General features: G+C 36.9%; 13 protein-coding genes and 1 other annotated feature. All 13 genes read right to left on the bottom strand.

Annotated elements, in window-relative coordinates; translation table 11 throughout:
- The coding region (gene tuf, locus BM183_RS14330; protein WP_091687563.1) for an elongation factor Tu at window positions 1-1,181 on the bottom strand (1,181 nt) is incomplete at its 3' end.
- 199 nt (window positions 1,182-1,380) lie between these two features.
- Window positions 1,381-3,501, bottom strand: a complete 2,121-nt coding sequence (gene fusA, locus BM183_RS14335) for an elongation factor G (RefSeq protein WP_091687564.1) — start codon at window positions 3,499-3,501, stop codon at window positions 1,381-1,383.
- A 232-nt stretch (window positions 3,502-3,733) separates the two neighbouring features.
- The gene (rpsG, locus tag BM183_RS14340) at window positions 3,734-4,204 is read right to left on the bottom strand and encodes a 30S ribosomal protein S7 (RefSeq protein ID WP_139221532.1); all 471 of its coding nucleotides are present in this window, start codon (window positions 4,202-4,204) and stop codon (window positions 3,734-3,736) included.
- A 238-nt stretch (window positions 4,205-4,442) separates the two neighbouring features.
- Complete coding sequence (rpsL, locus tag BM183_RS14345) at window positions 4,443-4,865, bottom strand: 30S ribosomal protein S12 (protein WP_091687565.1); 423 nt, start codon at window positions 4,863-4,865, stop codon at window positions 4,443-4,445.
- 278 nt (window positions 4,866-5,143) lie between these two features.
- The gene (gene rpoC, locus BM183_RS14350; RefSeq protein WP_091687610.1) at window positions 5,144-8,935 is read right to left on the bottom strand and encodes a DNA-directed RNA polymerase subunit beta'; all 3,792 of its coding nucleotides are present in this window, start codon (window positions 8,933-8,935) and stop codon (window positions 5,144-5,146) included.
- A gap of 124 nt (window positions 8,936-9,059) precedes the next feature.
- The gene (gene rpoB / locus BM183_RS14355; RefSeq protein ID WP_091687566.1) at window positions 9,060-12,893 is read right to left on the bottom strand and encodes a DNA-directed RNA polymerase subunit beta; all 3,834 of its coding nucleotides are present in this window, start codon (window positions 12,891-12,893) and stop codon (window positions 9,060-9,062) included.
- 310 nt (window positions 12,894-13,203) lie between these two features.
- Window positions 13,204-13,575, bottom strand: a complete 372-nt coding sequence (gene rplL / locus BM183_RS14360) for a 50S ribosomal protein L7/L12 (protein ID WP_091687567.1) — start codon at window positions 13,573-13,575, stop codon at window positions 13,204-13,206.
- 122 nt (window positions 13,576-13,697) lie between these two features.
- Window positions 13,698-14,192 carry a 50S ribosomal protein L10 gene (gene rplJ, locus BM183_RS14365; protein WP_091687568.1) on the bottom strand — a complete coding sequence of 165 codons (495 nt, stop codon included), beginning with the start codon at window positions 14,190-14,192 and terminating at the stop codon, window positions 13,698-13,700.
- An 83-nt stretch (window positions 14,193-14,275) separates the two neighbouring features.
- Window positions 14,276-14,432 (bottom strand) — a sequence feature (ribosomal protein L10 leader region).
- A gap of 67 nt (window positions 14,433-14,499) precedes the next feature.
- Window positions 14,500-15,192, bottom strand: coding sequence for a 50S ribosomal protein L1 (rplA, locus tag BM183_RS14370; protein WP_091687569.1), 693 nt, complete (start codon window positions 15,190-15,192; stop codon window positions 14,500-14,502).
- A gap of 122 nt (window positions 15,193-15,314) precedes the next feature.
- A complete protein-coding gene (gene rplK / locus BM183_RS14375; RefSeq protein WP_091687570.1) occupies window positions 15,315-15,740 on the bottom strand; it encodes a 50S ribosomal protein L11 in 426 nt (141 codons plus the stop codon).
- Between the two features lie 238 nt (window positions 15,741-15,978).
- Complete coding sequence (gene nusG / locus BM183_RS14380) at window positions 15,979-16,497, bottom strand: transcription termination/antitermination protein NusG (protein WP_091687571.1); 519 nt, start codon at window positions 16,495-16,497, stop codon at window positions 15,979-15,981.
- Window positions 16,498-16,507: 10 nt separating this feature from the next.
- Window positions 16,508-16,723: a preprotein translocase subunit SecE gene (secE, locus tag BM183_RS14385; RefSeq protein WP_091687572.1), complete on the bottom strand. Its 216-nt coding sequence runs from the start codon at window positions 16,721-16,723 to the stop codon at window positions 16,508-16,510.
- 33 nt (window positions 16,724-16,756) lie between these two features.
- The gene (gene rpmG / locus BM183_RS14390; protein WP_091687573.1) at window positions 16,757-16,906 is read right to left on the bottom strand and encodes a 50S ribosomal protein L33; all 150 of its coding nucleotides are present in this window, start codon (window positions 16,904-16,906) and stop codon (window positions 16,757-16,759) included.
- Window positions 16,907-17,437: the final 531 nt, after the last annotated feature.

Here is a 17,437-nt window from a genome sequence, read left to right on the forward strand (position 1 = left end):
GTAGCAACTTTACCTGAACCAACTGTTCTACCACCTTCACGGATAGCGAAGCCTAAACCTTGCTCCATAGCGATTGGATGGATTAATTCGATAGACATTTCGATGTTATCACCAGGCATGCACATTTCTACGCCTTCTGGAAGATTACATACGCCAGTTACGTCAGTTGTTCTGAAATAGAACTGTGGTCTATAGTTATTGAAGAAAGGAGTATGACGTCCACCTTCATCTTTTGTTAATACATAAACTTGAGCTGTAAATTTCTTGTAGCATTTGATTGTACCTGGTTTACAAAGAACCTGTCCTCTTTCGATTTCTGTTCTTTGAACACCACGAAGAAGTGCACCAATGTTATCACCAGCTTGAGCTTCATCAAGAAGCTTTCTGAACATTTCAATACCAGTTACAACAACTTTACGAGTTTCTTCTTTAATACCAACGATTTCAACTTCTTCAGATACATGAAGAACACCACGTTCAACACGTCCTGTAGCAACTGTACCACGTCCTGTGATAGAGAATACGTCTTCTACTGGCATTAAGAAAGGTTTATCTGTTGCTCTCTGAGGATCTGGAATCCAAGCATCGATAGCATCAAATAATTCAAGAATCTTATCTCCCCATTGGCTTGTAGGATCTTCAAGAGCTTTAAGAGCTGATCCTTGGATGATTGGAGTATCATCCCCTGGGAATTCATATTCATTTAATAATTCTCTGATTTCCATTTCTACTAATTCAAGAAGTTCTGGGTCATCAACCATATCACATTTGTTCATGAATACTACGATATAAGGAACACCTACCTGACGGGATAATAAGATATGCTCTTTTGTCTGAGCCATAACACCGTCAGTAGCAGCAACTACAAGGATAGCGCCGTCCATCTGAGCAGCACCAGTGATCATGTTCTTAACGTAGTCAGCATGTCCTGGGCAGTCAACGTGTGCATAGTGTCTAGCTTTTGATTCATACTCAACGTGAGAAGTAGAGATTGTTATACCTCTAGCCTTTTCTTCTGGAGCCTTATCAATCTTATCAAATGCTACTGCTTCACCAGTACCTAATCTTTCATGAAGAGTCTTAGTGATTGCAGCTGTTAATGTAGTTTTACCATGGTCAACGTGACCAATGGTTCCGATATTACAATGTGGTTTAGATCTTTCGAACTTAGCTTTAGCCATTTTATAAAGTCCTCCTTTAAAATAAATGCTTTTTCATGTGCCGTTTAGTTTGCACAGCCCATAAGGGATTGCCCGTAAGGGAATGCCTCCCGGGGATTAATTTTATATTTTCTTATAAGCTTAATTATATTTCAATCTAGAAATTTTTTCAAGCTAAAATAACAAATAGTTTCTTACATATTAAACCATATATAATAGATTATTTCTTACCTTTATCCGCAAGAACTTTTTCTTGTACATTCTTTGGAACTGGTTCGTAGCTTGAGAAGAACATGGAATAACCGCCACGGCCCTGAGTCTTAGAACGAAGTGTTGTAGCATATCCAAACATTTCAGATAATGGAACGAATCCTCTGATTAGTTTAATACCATTAATATCTTCTGTTCCTTCAATACGTCCACGACGTGAACTCATATCACCGATTACGTCTCCCATATAATCCTCTGGTACAGTAACCTCAACTCTCATGATAGGCTCAAGTAAAATAGCTCCTGCTTTATGCATAGCATCTTTGAACGCCATAGAACCTGCAATCTTAAATGCCATTTCATTAGAGTCGACTTCATGGTAAGAACCATCGTATACAGTCGCTTTGATACCAAGTACTGGGTATCCGCCAAGAATACCAGCTTTAGAAGCTTCTTCGATACCTTCACCAACAGCAGGGATATATTCCTTAGGAATAGCACCACCTACAACAGTTGAATTGAATTCGAATGTCTTTTCAGCGTTAGCATCCATAGGCTCAAATCTAACTTTACAGTGTCCGTATTGTCCACGACCACCGGATTGTTTAGCATATTTACTATCGACTTCAACAGTGCTAGTAAATGTTTCTTTGTAAGCAACTTGAGGTGCTCCTACATTAGCTTCTACCTTAAACTCTCTAAGAAGTCTGTCTACAATGATTTCAAGGTGAAGTTCACCCATACCGGAAATAATTGTTTGACCTGTTTCTGTATTTGTATGAGTTCTGAAAGTAGGATCTTCTTCTGCAAGTTTCGCAAGAGCTTCACCCATTTTATCCTGACCAGCTTTTGTCTTAGGCTCAATAGCTACGTCAATAACTGGCTCTGGGAATTCCATGGATTCAAGAATAACCGGAGCTTTTTCATCACAAATTGTGTCACCGGTTGTAGTGAACTTAAATCCAACTGCTGCTGCGATATCACCTGAATATACCTTTTCAAGATCTTCTCTCTTGTTAGCATGCATCTGAAGGATACGGCTAACACGTTCTTTCTTGCCCTTTGTTGAGTTAAGTACATAAGAACCTGAATTCACAGTACCTGAATAAACTCTAAAGAATGCAAGTTTACCAACGAAAGGATCTGTCATTATCTTAAATGCCAATGCTGCAAATGGAGCTTCATCAGATGATTTTCTGCTTGTTTCATTACCTTCTTCATCTACACCTTTAATATCTTCGATATCTGTAGGTGCCGGCATATATTCAATAACAGCATCCAATAATTTCTGAACACCTTTATTCTTATACGCGGAACCGCAAAGTACAGGAATGATTTGAACAGATATAGTAGCCCTTCTTAAAGCAGATTTTAATTCTTCCATAGTTGGTTCTTCACCTTCTAAGAATTTTTCAATTAAATCATCATCTGTTTCACAGATTGCTTCAATCATGGCTGCTCTATATTCTTCAGCCTGTTCTTTCATATCGTCTGGTACTTCTTTTATTTCAATATCTGTACCCTTATCATCTAAATAATAATAAGCTTTCATTTCAAACAGGTCAACAAGACCTACAAATGTGTCTTCTTTACCAATAGGTAATTGAAGAGCTACAGGATTCTTGTCTAATCTTGTTCTAATCATTTCAATAGCATTGAAATAATCAGCACCGGTTACGTCCATTTTATTAATAAATGCGATTCTAGGTACGCTATATTTATCAGCCTGACGCCATACAGTCTCTGATTGTGGTTCTACACCACCTTTAGCACTAAATACACCTACAGCACCATCTAGTACACGTAAGGAACGTTCAACTTCTACTGTAAAGTCAACGTGTCCCGGAGTGTCGATAATGTTAATACGATGTTCCAAAGCACCAGGAATTTTTTTATGTTCAAATTCCTGAGTCCAGTGACATGTAGTTGCGGCTGAAGTAATTGTGATACCTCTTTCCTGTTCCTGTTCCATCCAGTCCATGGTAGCAGTACCTTCATGAGTATCACCGATTTTGTAGTTAACACCGGTATAGAATAAGATACGTTCGGTAAGTGTTGTCTTACCAGCATCAATATGAGCCATAATACCGATGTTTCTAGTTCTGTCTAACGGATATTCTCTTCCAGCCAAGGAAATTCCTCCTTAAATTCTAGTGGTTCATATAAAATCTTTCAGTCGTATGATGATTTTACACTATATTAATATTTACATCGTAAAAAGATATATATCATAATGCCATATTACTGCCAGTTATATAGTATTGCTTTTCGGCATAAAATTATTTACCGGCTGTAATACCTAAATGTTAATTATTCAGAATACTATATTATTACTTTTATTTGAAATAATATAAAAACGGAAATTACCATCTATAATGTGCAAATGCTTTATTAGCATCAGCCATCTTATGCATATCTTCTTTCTTCTTAACAGCAGAACCTGTATTGTTTGCTGCATCCATAAGCTCATTAGCTAATCTTTCTTCCATGGTCTTTTCTCCTCTTTTACGAGAATATAAAGTTAACCAACGAAGAGCTAATGCTTGTCTTCTATCAGGTCTAACTTCGATAGGCACCTGATATGTTGCACCACCGATACGTCTAGCTTTAACTTCAAGAACTGGCATAATGTTGTTCATAGCTTCTTCGAAAACTTCGATTGCTTCCTTGCCAGTTTTTTCAGCTACTTTTTCAAAAGCTCCGTATACGATCTTTTGTGCAGTTCCTCTTTTACCATCCAGCATAATGTTATTAATTAGCTTAGTAACAATTTTGCTGTTATAAATTGGATCTGCTAATACATCTCTTTTTTGTATATGTCCTTTACGTGGCACGTTGCTTCCCTCCTTAATATCTCTTATTGATTCACAATAAGTTTTTCTTAGATCCTCGGTACTCACATATTCCTCACAGGGAATTTGTGTTCATGCACAGTTTAACTCTATCTTCAAATCTATACCGTATATTTTGAAAACATGTTTCTCATTTCGGTGATAAAATGCAACCCATAGGGATTTATCAAAATCTGAATTTAAAAATTAACCCGGCACTTAATGATTAGTTAGAATCTTATTATTTTTTTGCTTCTTTAGGTCTCTTTGCTCCGTATTTGGAACGAGCCTGTCTTCTCTTAGCAACACCTGCTGTATCAAGTGTACCTCTGATGATGTGATAACGAGTACCTGGTAAGTCCTTTACTCTACCACCTCTGATCAGAACAACACTATGTTCCTGAAGGTTGTGACCTTCACCAGGGATATAGCTTGTTACTTCGATACCGTTGGAAAGACGTACTCTGGCAATTTTTCTAAGAGCTGAGTTAGGCTTCTTAGGTGTAGCTGTTCTAACTGCTGTACATACACCTCTTTTTTGTGGTGAGGATGTATCTGTTGTTCTCTTGTTTAAGGAGTTAAATCCTTTTTGAAGAGCTGGAGAGTTAGATTTTTTCTCAATAGTCTTTCTTCCTTTTCTTACTAATTGGTTAAATGTAGGCATTAATTTTCACCTCCTGATGATTATTGATTGTTTGGGTTGCCCACTGTCATAGGTTTCTTGTATGCAAATTTGCACACAAATTTTATCGCAATATAAAATCGCGCTTACTGATTATACTTTAAATTACATCTGTTGTCAAGGGATTTATTTGAAATTTTAGTAATTTAGAAATGTGAAATCTAGTAAAGTACTAAAAGTTTTAAATGTATAGAATTTCTGGGTACAAATTCAGCTTTGTTGAATTTGCACCCAGATTGAAATTGTATATTATAATTTAATTATTTATCTGTAGATTCATCATCAAAATCATCATCTAAGAAACCTTCGTCAATTTCACTTTCATCGGACAAATCTTCCAGTCCAAAGTCGACCTCTTCAAAATCTTCCTCTAATAATTCTGCATCGTCATCATCAAAATCATCTGCTTCCACACCATCTACATCATCCATGGTGGATTCTGAATAATGGTAATTATCAAAGTTATCATCTTCCAAATCTTCAGAAATCATGATTTCTTCTTCCGTATCTGAATCCAGTTTTACAGAACGATATCTCTTCATACCGGTTCCCGCAGGAATTAACTTACCGATAATAACGTTTTCCTTTAGACCAATTAATGGATCTACTTTACCGTTAATAGCAGCTTCTGTAAGGACCTTAGTTGTTTCCTGGAAGGAGGCAGCGGATAAGAAGGAGTTGGTAGCTAAGGAAGCCTTTGTAATACCAAGCATTACCTGCTTACCTTCAGCAAGTTCTAGACCTTCTGTTTCCAATTGTTCGTTCACATCATCGAATTCCAGTGCATCTACTAATTTACCAGGTAGGAATTCAGAATCACCGCTGTTCTCAATACGGACTTTCTTAAGCATCTGACGTACAATCACTTCGATATGCTTATCGTTGATTTCAACACCTTGTAAACGGTAAACTCTTTGAACTTCCTGAATCATATAATCCTGAACAGCACGAACCCCTTTAATCTTAAGAATATCATGAGGGTTTACACTACCTTCTGTTAACTCGTCACCAGCCTCTAAAATATCCCCATCGGAAACTTTGATTCTGGAACCGTAAGGAATTAAGTATGCCTTAGCTTCTCCGGTTTCATCGTTGGTTACAATAACTTCTCTCTTCTTTTTGGTATCTTTAATAGTAACGGTACCGCCAAATTCAGCAATGATTGCAAGACCCTTTGGCTTTCTGGCTTCAAAAAGTTCTTCAACACGAGGAAGACCCTGTGTAATATCATCACCGGCAACACCACCTGTATGGAATGTACGCATGGTTAACTGTGTACCTGGTTCACCGATTGACTGAGCTGCAATAATACCAACTGCTTCACCTACCTGAACGGCTTCACCGGTTGCCATGTTGGCACCATAACATTTTGCACAAACACCAATGTGTGATTTACAGCCAAGAATAGTACGAATCTTGACTTTTGCTGCGTTTCCTGCTTCCACAATCTTACTTGTAGCAACAATTTTAGCAGCTCTCTTTGGTGTAATCATATGATTTGCTTTTACTATAATTTCACCATTATCATCATAAATAGTTTCGCAAGAGTATCTTCCTGTAATTCTATCTTCCAGACTTTCAATTACTTCCTTACCGTCGGTAAATGCTTTTACCCACATACCCGGAGACTCTTTGCCTTCGCAGCAATCTACTTCACGAATAATTAAATCCTGAGAAACATCAACTAAACGACGTGTCAGGTATCCGGAATCGGCTGTACGAAGAGCGGTATCGGAAAGACCCTTTCTGGCACCATGAGCAGAAATAAAGTATTCCAAAACATCAAGTCCTTCACGGAAGTTTGATTTAATAGGCAACTCGATAGTACGACCAGTTGTATCGGCCATAAGTCCACGCATACCTGCAAGCTGTTTGATCTGCTTGTCAGAACCACGGGCACCGGAGTCAGCCATCATGAATATATTATTATATTTATCAAGACCGGTTAGAAGAGCTTCTGTAATTTCATCATCGGCTTCTTTCCAAGTCTCTATAACTGCTTTGTATCTTTCTTCTTCTGTCATCAAACCACGGCGGAAATTCTTAGAGATTTCTTCTACCGTAGCTTCTGCATCTGAAATAATGATTTTCTTTTCTGGCGGAACTGTCATATCAGAAATAGAAACGGTCATAGCTGCTCTTGTAGAATATTTATAACCAAGGGATTTAATCGCATCCAAAGTTTCTGCAGTTGTTGTTGCACCATGGGTATTGATACATTTTTCAAGAATCTTCTTTAACTGTTTCTTACCAACATGGAAATCAACTTCCAATGCCAAGAAATTATCTGGATTGGATCTGTCTACAAATCCCAGATCCTGACTGAGCATTTCATTGAAAATAAATCTTCCCAAAGTTGATTCAATCACTTTGCTTTCTTCTACACCTTGGCTATTGATACCGGTTCTTCTTACTTTAATTTTGGCATGTAAAGTAATTGCATTATTCTCATATGCAAGAATTGCTTCATTTATACTCTTAAAGCAGTGGCCTTCGCCTAAATCACCCGGTTTTTCTAATGTCAGGTAATAAATACCAAGTACCATATCCTGTGAAGGTACCGCAACCGGACCACCATCGGATGGTTTTAATAAGTTGTTAGGTGATAACAGTAAAAATCGGCATTCTGCCTGAGCTTCAACAGACAGTGGTAAATGGACGGCCATCTGGTCACCATCAAAATCGGCATTGAAAGCTGTACATACCAATGGATGAAGTTTAATTGCCTTACCTTCAACAAGTACCGGCTCGAAAGCTTGAATACCTAATCTGTGAAGTGTCGGGGCACGGTTTAACATAACGGGATGCTCTCTGATTACTTCTTCTAAAACGTCCCAAACTTCTGATTGAAGTCTTTCCACCATTTTCTTTGCAGATTTTATATTATGGGCAGTTCCCCTTGCAACCAATTCTTTCATAACGAAAGGTTTAAACAATTCAATTGCCATTTCCTTTGGAAGTCCACACTGATAAATCTTTAACTCAGGTCCTACTACGATAACGGAACGACCGGAATAGTCAACACGTTTACCAAGTAAGTTCTGACGGAAACGTCCCTGCTTACCTTTTAACATATCAGATAAGGATTTAAGCGCACGATTACCAGGGCCTGTAACCGGTCTTCCTCTTCTGCCATTATCAATTAAAGCATCTACTGCTTCTTGTAACATTCTCTTTTCGTTACGTACAATAATATCCGGTGCACCTAATTCTAGAAGTCTCTTTAAACGATTATTGCGGTTAATGATTCTTCTATAAAGATCATTCATATCAGAAGTTGCAAAACGTCCACCGTCTAATTGTACCATTGGTCTAAGATCAGGTGGAATAACAGGAACCACGGTAAGAATCATCCAGTCCGGTCTATTTCCGGATTCTCTGAATGCTTCTACTACTTCCAGCCTTTTAATAATTCTTGCTCTTTTTTGGCCGGTAGAACCTTTTAATTCTTTCTTTAGTGCAACCGCTTCAGTTTCAAGATCAATTGCTTCTAACAGTTCTTTAATAGCTTCCGCACCCATTCCAACTCTAAACTTATTACCATACTTTTCATATGCTTCTCTGTATTCTTTTTCATTTAAAACTTGTTTATATTGTAAGTCTGTATTACCTTTATCCAAAACAATATAAGATGCAAAATATAGTACTTTTTCCAATGTTCTAGGAGACAGGTCCAAAATAAGACCCATTCTGCTAGGAATTCCTTTAAAATACCATATATGTGATACCGGTGCAGCAAGTTCAATGTGTCCCATTCTTTCTCTACGAACACTGGCTTTGGTTACTTCAACACCACAACGGTCACATACTACGCCCTTATATCGAATCTTCTTATATTTACCACAATGACATTCCCAGTCTTTGCTTGGTCCAAATATCTTTTCACAGAACAACCCGTCTTTTTCAGGTTTTAACGTTCTGTAGTTAATTGTCTCCGGTTTCTTAACTTCGCCTCTTGACCATTCTCTGATCTTTTCAGGAGAAGCTAAGCCAATTTTAATCGCATCATATGTGATTTCTTGAGAACTTTCGTTATTCACTACTTCTGGCATCATCTGGCACTTCCTTTCATAGTACGGACACTGTTCCATCCGTTCAATATTAACATAAAAAATGTCATAACTCCTAATGGAATCAGAGAGGTAAGTATCTTTCCCCAATTCCATCAGTCATTTTTTATAAATCGAAATCTTCGTCATCCACTTCATTTACTTCAACAGCATCCTCTTCAAAGGCATCAAAGAAACTGTCTTCTTCAGCAGTAGTTTCTCTGTATCCAGCTTCACTATAGTCCTCGTCATATCTGAAGTTGTTGTCTCCTTCAATTAGTGGTGTTAAGTCTCCATCGCCATAATCAATGTTTTCTGTCATCTTAACTTCTTGACCATTTTCGTCTAATACTATTACATCCAGTGCCAATGACTGTAATTCTTTTAAAAGCACCTTAAAGGATTCCGGTATTCCAGGTTTTGAAATATTTTCACCCTTAATAATAGCTTCATAAGTCTTAACACGTCCTGTTACATCATCAGATTTAACAGTTAAAATTTCTTGCAACGTATAAGCTGCACCATATGCTTCCAGTGCCCAAACTTCCATTTCACCGAATCTTTGTCCGCCGAATTGTGCTTTACCGCCAAGAGGCTGCTGAGTAACTAAGGAGTACGGTCCCGTTGAACGGGCGTGGATCTTGTCATCAACCAAATGGTGGAGTTTCAGGTAGTGCATGAAACCAACAGTAACAGATCCATCAAAATATTCTCCGGTACGTCCGTCACGTAGTCTAACTTTACCATCACGGTTAATAGGGACACCTGCCCATTGGGCTTTCGCTTCTTCTTTGTTTCTATCGAAATAATCCATTATTTCAGGATCTAATATATCTTTATATTTTCCTTCAAAAGACTCCCAATCTTCATTTACATAATCATTGGCAAGTTCCAGTGTATCCATAATATCGTACTCATTGGCACCATCGAATACCGGTGTAGCCACATTAAAGCCAAGAACTTTAGCCGCAAGGCTTAAGTGAATCTCAAGCACCTGTCCAATGTTCATACGTGATGGTACGCCTAATGGGTTTAATACTATATCAAGAGGTCTGCCATTTGGTAAGAAAGGCATATCTTCTACAGGTAATACACGGGAAACAACACCCTTATTACCATGACGGCCAGCCATCTTATCACCCACTTGGATTTTTCTCTTTTGGGCAATATATACACGAACAGTTTGGTTCACACCAGGAGATAACTCGTCTCCGTTCTCTCTTGTGAATACTTTGGCATCTACAATGATACCATATTCACCATGAGGTACTCTAAGGGAAGTATCTCTTACTTCTCTTGCCTTTTCACCGAAGATTGCACGAAGAAGTCTCTCTTCTGCAGTAAGTTCTGTTTCTCCTTTCGGAGTTACCTTACCTACGAGAATATCTCCCGCACGAACTTCAGCACCGATTCTTATGATACCTCTTTCATCCAGGTCTTTTAATGCATCATCACCAACACCTGGAACATCTCTTGTAATTTCTTCCGGTCCCAGTTTTGTATCTCTTGCTTCTGCTTCATATTCTTCAATATGAACAGAAGTGTATACATCTTCCTGAACCAATCTCTCACTAAGGAGAACCGCATCTTCGTAATTATAACCCTCCCAGGTCATAAATCCGATTAATGGATTCTTTCCTAATGCTAACTCACCTTGTGAAGTAGAAGGACCATCTGCAATTACCTGACCGGCTTCTACTCTGTCACCTTTATTAACAATAGGTCTTTGATTAATACAAGTACCCTGATTACTTCTAGCAAATTTAACAAGCTTGTATGGAGTTTTGGTTCCATCATCATTCTTGATAACGATTTCTTTTGCTACTGATTTTTCAACAACACCGGATTTCTTAGCAACTACACATACACCGGAGTCAACTGCTGATTTTGCTTCCATACCGGTTCCTACCGCAGGTGCCTCTGTGATTAAAAGAGGAACTGCCTGACGCTGCATGTTGGAACCCATCAGGGCACGGTTAGCATCGTCATTCTCAAGGAATGGAATCATTGCTGTAGCAACGGAGAATACCATTTTGGGAGAAACGTCCATATAGTCAACTTTGGATTTTTCAAATTCAGAAGTTTCATCTCTAAAACGTCCGGATACATTACTGCTTTTGAAATATCCATCCTCATCTAATGGCTCATTGGCCTGTGCTACAACATATTTATCTTCTTCGTCTGCTGTCATGTAAAGAACTTCATCTATAACTCTAGGATTTTTAGGATCGGATTTGTCTACTTTTCTATATGGCGCTTCAATGAATCCATACTCATTAATTCTCGCATAACTAGCTAAGGAGTTAATTAAACCGATGTTAGGACCTTCCGGTGTTTCAATCGGACACATTCTTCCATAGTGAGAATAGTGAACGTCACGAACCTCAAATCCTGCTCTATCTCTGGACAAACCACCAGGACCTAAAGCAGACAAACGTCTCTTATGTGTTAATTCACCTAATGGATTATGTTGATCCATAAATTGTGACAGCTGGGAACTACCAAAGAATTCTTTTACCGCAGCGGTAACAGGTTTAATATTAATTAAAGATTGAGGGCTGATGCCTTCTAAATCTTGTGTTGTCATTCTTTCTCTAACTACACGTTCCATTCTGGAAAGACCGATTCTATATTGGTTTTGTAATAATTCGCCAACCGCTCTGATTCTTCGGTTTCCTAAATGGTCAATATCATCTGCGGCGCCAATACCGTATTCCAGATGAATATTATAGTTAATAGAAGCAAATATGTCATCTTTAGTTACATGCTTTGGAATTAAATCGGCTATGTTCTTTCTAATTGCAGCTATTCTATCTTCTAAATTCTTATATTCTTCCAAAATGCCTTTTAAAACCGGGTAGTAAACTTCTTCTGTTACTCCCAATTCTTCTTTATCTACATCCAAATAATAGTTTAAATCAACCATTAAATTAGAAAGAATTTTAACATTACGTTCTTCTGCCTGAACCACAACGGAGGGAACCGCTGCGTTCTGAATTAAAACTGCAAGCTCTTCTGTAACTACTGTTCCTGCTTCCGCAAGAATTTCACCAGTTTCTTTATTTATAACATCTTCTGTAAGAGTAAAACCAAGTATACGGTTTTTCAATGCCAGTTTTTTATTGAATTTAAATCTGCCCACTTTCGCAAGATCATATCTTCTGGGATCAAAAAACATACTATTTATTAAGGATTCTGCACTTTCTACAGAAAGCGGTTCGCCCGGACGCAGCTTTTTATACAACTCAAGTAAACCATCCTGGTAATTATCAGATGGATCCTTTGCGATACTTGCTATAATTTTAGGCTCTTCACCAAAAATCTCCTGTATCTCAACATTACTTCCAATGCCCAATGCACGAATAAGAACAGTAATTGGAACTTTTCTGTTTCTGTCTACACGTACATAAAACACATCATTGGAATCTGTTTCATACTCTAACCATGCTCCTCTGTTAGGAATAACCGTTGAGGAAAATAGTTTCTTACCAATCTTGTCATGTCCAATAGCATAGTAGATACCGGGGGAACGTACTAATTGGCTTACGATAACTCTCTCAGCTCCATTAATAACGAAAGTTCCTGTTTCCGTCATTAAAGGTAAATCGCCCATAAAAATATCGTGTTCATTGATTTCATCGTTCTCTTTGTTGTGAAGTCTGACTTTTACTTTAAGAGGAGCTGCATAGGTAGCATCTCTTTCCTTACATTCTTCAATTGAATATTTTACATCATCTTCACACAGCACGAAATCCACAAACTCTAAGCTTAAATGCCCGCTATAATCTTCAATTGGAGAAATATCCTCAAAGACTTCTTTTAGACCTTCGTCAAGAAACCATTGATATGAATCTTTCTGAACTTCAATAAGATTTGGCATTTCTAATACTTCTTTTTGCCTTGAGTAGCTCATTCTAACGCCGTTACCAACTTTGATTGGACGTATCCTGTTTTTATCCATTGACGTTTTCACCCCTTGATGTTTTATTAATATTCATAAATATTACCAAAATAATGGGTATAAAAACCTATTTTGCGAAATATTCTTGAATAATTTTATGAAAATACTTTTCAACTTAGTTTTTATGTGCTATAATATATACACTTAGGCATACTACAGCACAATAGTGCACTTTTCATGCTATCACAAATTTTTCATTGTGTCAACAAAAATTTGTTGACTTTTTTTATTTCTTTTTGTCTTTTGAATAAATAAACAAAAATCCCACAACTTTGTTGTGGGATTCTTAACATAAATTAATTTCTTAATATTATTTAAGTGTAACTTTAGCACCTTCTGCTTCAAGTTTAGCTTTAATATCGTCAGCTTCTTCTTTGGAAGCAGCTTCTTTAATTACCTTAGGTGCTCCGTCAACAACGTCTTTTGCTTCTTTTAAGCCTAAGCCAGTTACTTCACGAACAACTTTGATAACTTTAACTTTGTTTGCACCAACATCTGTTAATTCAACATCAAATTCAGTTTTTTCTTCAGCTGCTGCTGCTCCAGCACCTGCTGCTGGTCCTGCTACAACAACACCTGCTGCTGCAGATACACCAAATTCTTCTTCACATGCTTTTACTAAATCATTTAATTCTAATACTGTCATGCCTTTAATAGCATCAATAAATTCTTGAGTTGTCATTATTAATTACCTCCAATTAAATTTTTCGTTTATATTCTCTGTTATTCTTTTCGAATGTTATATCCGTTTCGAATATTTTACTTAATATTATATCTAAGCTTTAATAATCTTACATATTTCTATTATGCTACTTCGCCTTGCTTTTCTGCAATTTGCTTAATAACACGAGCAAAGTTGGTAATAGGGGATTGTAAGCTTCCAAGTAATTTGGAAATAAGTACTTCTCTTGATGGAATAGTTGCGATAACCTGAATGCCTTTTGCATCGTAATAGGTTCCTTCAACAACACCAGCTTTAAACTCTAAGTTTGGAGAAGTCTTAGAAACATCATTAAGGATTCTTGCAGGAGCAGTTGCATCATCAAGACCAAATGCTACAGCAGTAGGTCCGTCTAAGTGCTTAGATAATGCTTCAAATTCTGTTCCTTCAAAAGCACGCTTTAACATTGTGTTTTTGTAAACCTTATAAACTACACCTGCTTCTCTTAACTGTTTACGAAGTTTTGTATCTTCTTCTACAGTAAGTCCACGATAGTCTACAGCAACAATTGCTTTTGCGTCTTTTACATATCCTTTGATTTCATCAACGATAGGTTGTTTAAGTTCTACTTTTGCCATTCTAGCACACCTCCTTATAGATTTTACATTCTTCTGTCAAAGGGGATCTTGGTAGTAATGTTTCGTAGAATCCGAAACATAATCTTTTAACCAAAAAAACCCTTACTGTTAGACAGTAAGGGTTATTATAAGTCATCTTAGATTTCTTATTTCCCTCGGTAGGCGTTCTCAACTTACGCTATGAATGAAATATTTTCATTCAACCGCACCTACTGTCTTCGGCAGTTATAACACGTTGTAGTATATCATTAATCTATTATAGTGTCAACCATAAATCATAAATTTCAAAATATTGCTTGCAAATGGATTAACCTAATTTAGCTGTGTTTAATTTAACACCAGGTCCCATAGTAGAAGCTAGTACAACGCTCTTTAGATATTGTCCCTTTGCAGCAGCTGGTTTTGCTTTAATGATTGCACCTATTAGCGTCTGGAAGTTGTCGCTTAATTGTTCTTCCGTAAAGGAAGCTTTACCAACTGGCACGTGAATAATATTGGTCTTGTCTAATCTATATTCAATCTTACCTGCTTTAATATCTTTAACAGCCTTTGTTACATCCATGGTAACAGTACCAGCTTTTGGGTTTGGCATTAAGCCTTTTGGTCCAAGTACACGTCCTAAACGACCAACAACACCCATCATGTCTGGAGTTGCAACAACTACATCAAAATCTACCCAACCTTCGTTTTGGATCTTAGGAACTAATTCCTCTCCACCAACATAATCTGCACCTGCTGCTTCTGCTTCAGCCACTTTATCGCCTTTAGCAAATACAAGTACTTTAACTGTTTTACCGGTTCCGTGTGGTAATACTACCGCACCACGAACCTGTTGGTCAGCATGACGTCCATCAACACCAAGTCTAACGTGAGCTTCTACTGTTTCATCAAATTTAGCAACTGCTGATTTTTTAACTAAACTGATTGCTTCTGCTGCATCATATAAAGTAGCTCTGTCGATAAGCTTCGCAGCATCAACGTATTTCTTTCCTCTTTTCATTCTATTAACCTCCTAGTGGTAGTATCGGGAGTATATAAGATGTTCATGTAATATTATTTACATCTCTTTCTTTACTAATCTTCCAATTAGATTAGTATTACCCTCCCACAGTAACATCTATATTAGTCAACTACAGTTATTCCCATGCTTCTGGCTGTACCGGAAACCATGCTGATTGCTGCTTCAACACTTGCTGCATTTAAGTCAGGCATTTTTAATTCAGCGATTTTTTGAACTTCTGCCTTAGTAATAGTAGCAACTTTAGTTTTGTTTGGAACAGCTGAACCAGATTGAATTTTACATGCTTTCTTTAGTAAAACTGCAGCTGGTGGAGTCTTAGTAATGAAGCTAAAGCTTCTATCCTGATATACAGTAATAACTACTGGTATAATCATTCCTTCTTGATCTGCTGTTCTTGCATTGAATTCTTTTGTGAATTGTACAATGTTAACACCGTGCTGACCTAGAGCTGGTCCAACTGGTGGAGCTGGTGTAGCCTTTGCAGCAGGGATTTGTAATTTAATGTAACCTGTAACTTTCTTTGCCATTATAGCATACCTCCTGAAATATTGTGGTTTTACCGGGAGTAGTAGATTTAATATTTCATCTACATTAGATTCTCATCTATAGCAGACTTTCATCTGCAACAGAATTCTTTCTAGGATTAGTAATCCATGGATATTACCCTATGGATAATAGTATCCAATGGATATGCATCCATTACCCTCCCACTATCTAGATACCTATCGTTTTCCGATATTTCATGTATTCTAGATGTATTTTTGTTTACATAATTTTTTTGACATCTGTGAAACTGATCTCGACAGGAGTTTCACGACCAAACATATCAACGTTAATTGTGACGATTTGTTTATGTGTATTAATTTGCTTAATAACACCTGTAGTATTCTCCCACACACCAGAGATTACTGCAACAGTATCACCAACAGCTAAGTCAATTACAACATCGTCTTTCTTAATTCCCATTCCCCGCATTTCTGCTTCTGTTAATGGAACCGGCTTTGATCCAGGACCGACGAAGCCAGTAACGCCTCGCGTATTACGAACTACGTACCAGGTATCATCGTTCATTACCATATTAAGCAAAACATATCCAGGGAACATTTTCTTCTGAACTTTTTTCTTAACTCCATTCTTTACTTCAATAACATCTTGAATAGGAACGGACACTTCTAAGATCTGATCTTGAAGCTTTCTGTTTTCAATTGTTTTTTCTATGTTGGCTTTTACCTTATTCTCATATCCGGAATAGGTATGAACAACGTACCAATTTGTCTCTGACATGAATATCACCCTATCCTATTTTTATAAAAGTATCTACACCATATTTGATTCCTAAATCCAATACGGCGATTACTAGACCTAAAATTACGGATATAACAATAACTGCCAGTGACTGCTTCGCAAGTGATTCTTTATCAGGCCAAATTATCTTTTTGAATTCAGCTTTTAGACCTTTGAACCAACTTTTCTTTGGAGCTTTTTCTGTATTGTTTGCAGTTTCTCCCATGACTTCACTTTCCTTTCGAAAAATCAAACCTAACTATTTTGTTTCCTTGTGTAATGTGTGTGATTTACAGAACTTACAATATTTTTTTGTTTCCATTCTGTCAGGATGTAATTTCTTTTCCTTTGTCATGTTGTAATTACGTTGTTTACATTCTGTACATGCCAATGTGATCTTTACGCGCACAACTTCCACCTCCGTTAAATTTAAAATTGGGTGATCCAATATTCTTAATTTTTAGTTAAAATATATGGAACACGGATTTTTAGGCATAAAAAAAAGACCTCTTCCATCGCTAGTCTAATATAACATACTATAAAACATACGTCAATATATTTTTTATATGTATTCCCATTTTATCACTATTTCGAAAAATTTACAAGTATATTTTTATCAATATAAAATAGTATAAGAAGCTGCTGTAAAATAAATTCTTTATATCATAAATTTAAAGGACAAAATTTATGATCGTTATCTACACAAGCCTTCGGCTTGGCAGTCTTATTATATCATGAGTCTTCATAGCAGAAGAAAATATGAAACTCATCGTCTTATATTTTCCTCCTATGTTCCATCTGATATCATCATATCTTACAACTGCTTCTTATAAAAATATAGTATATATGGAATTTTAAATTCTATTCCTTTTATAATAAAATATACTTATGACAAATTATTCTTTTAATAAAATTTCAGATTCACAACACCTTTTATAAT

It is taken from the genome of Anaerocolumna aminovalerica (assembly GCF_900115365.1).
Classification (GTDB): Bacteria; Bacillota; Clostridia; order Lachnospirales; family Lachnospiraceae; genus Anaerocolumna; species Anaerocolumna aminovalerica.

Coding starts and splice junctions, on each gene's coding strand:
- rpoC (WP_091687610.1), bottom strand. CDS start 8,935: ATGCCAGAAGTAGTGAATAACGAAAGTTCTCAAGAAATCACATATGAT.
- rplA (WP_091687569.1), bottom strand. CDS start 15,192: ATGAAAAGAGGAAAGAAATACGTTGATGCTGCGAAGCTTATCGACAGA.
- rplJ (WP_091687568.1), bottom strand. CDS start 14,192: ATGGCAAAAGTAGAACTTAAACAACCTATCGTTGATGAAATCAAAGGA.
- secE (WP_091687572.1), bottom strand. CDS start 16,723: ATGGGAGAAACTGCAAACAATACAGAAAAAGCTCCAAAGAAAAGTTGG.
- rpoB (WP_091687566.1), bottom strand. CDS start 12,893: ATGGATAAAAACAGGATACGTCCAATCAAAGTTGGTAACGGCGTTAGA.
- rplL (WP_091687567.1), bottom strand. CDS start 13,575: ATGACAACTCAAGAATTTATTGATGCTATTAAAGGCATGACAGTATTA.
- rplK (WP_091687570.1), bottom strand. CDS start 15,740: ATGGCAAAGAAAGTTACAGGTTACATTAAATTACAAATCCCTGCTGCA.
- rpsL (WP_091687565.1), bottom strand. CDS start 4,865: ATGCCTACATTTAACCAATTAGTAAGAAAAGGAAGAAAGACTATTGAG.
- nusG (WP_091687571.1), bottom strand. CDS start 16,497: ATGTCAGAGACAAATTGGTACGTTGTTCATACCTATTCCGGATATGAG.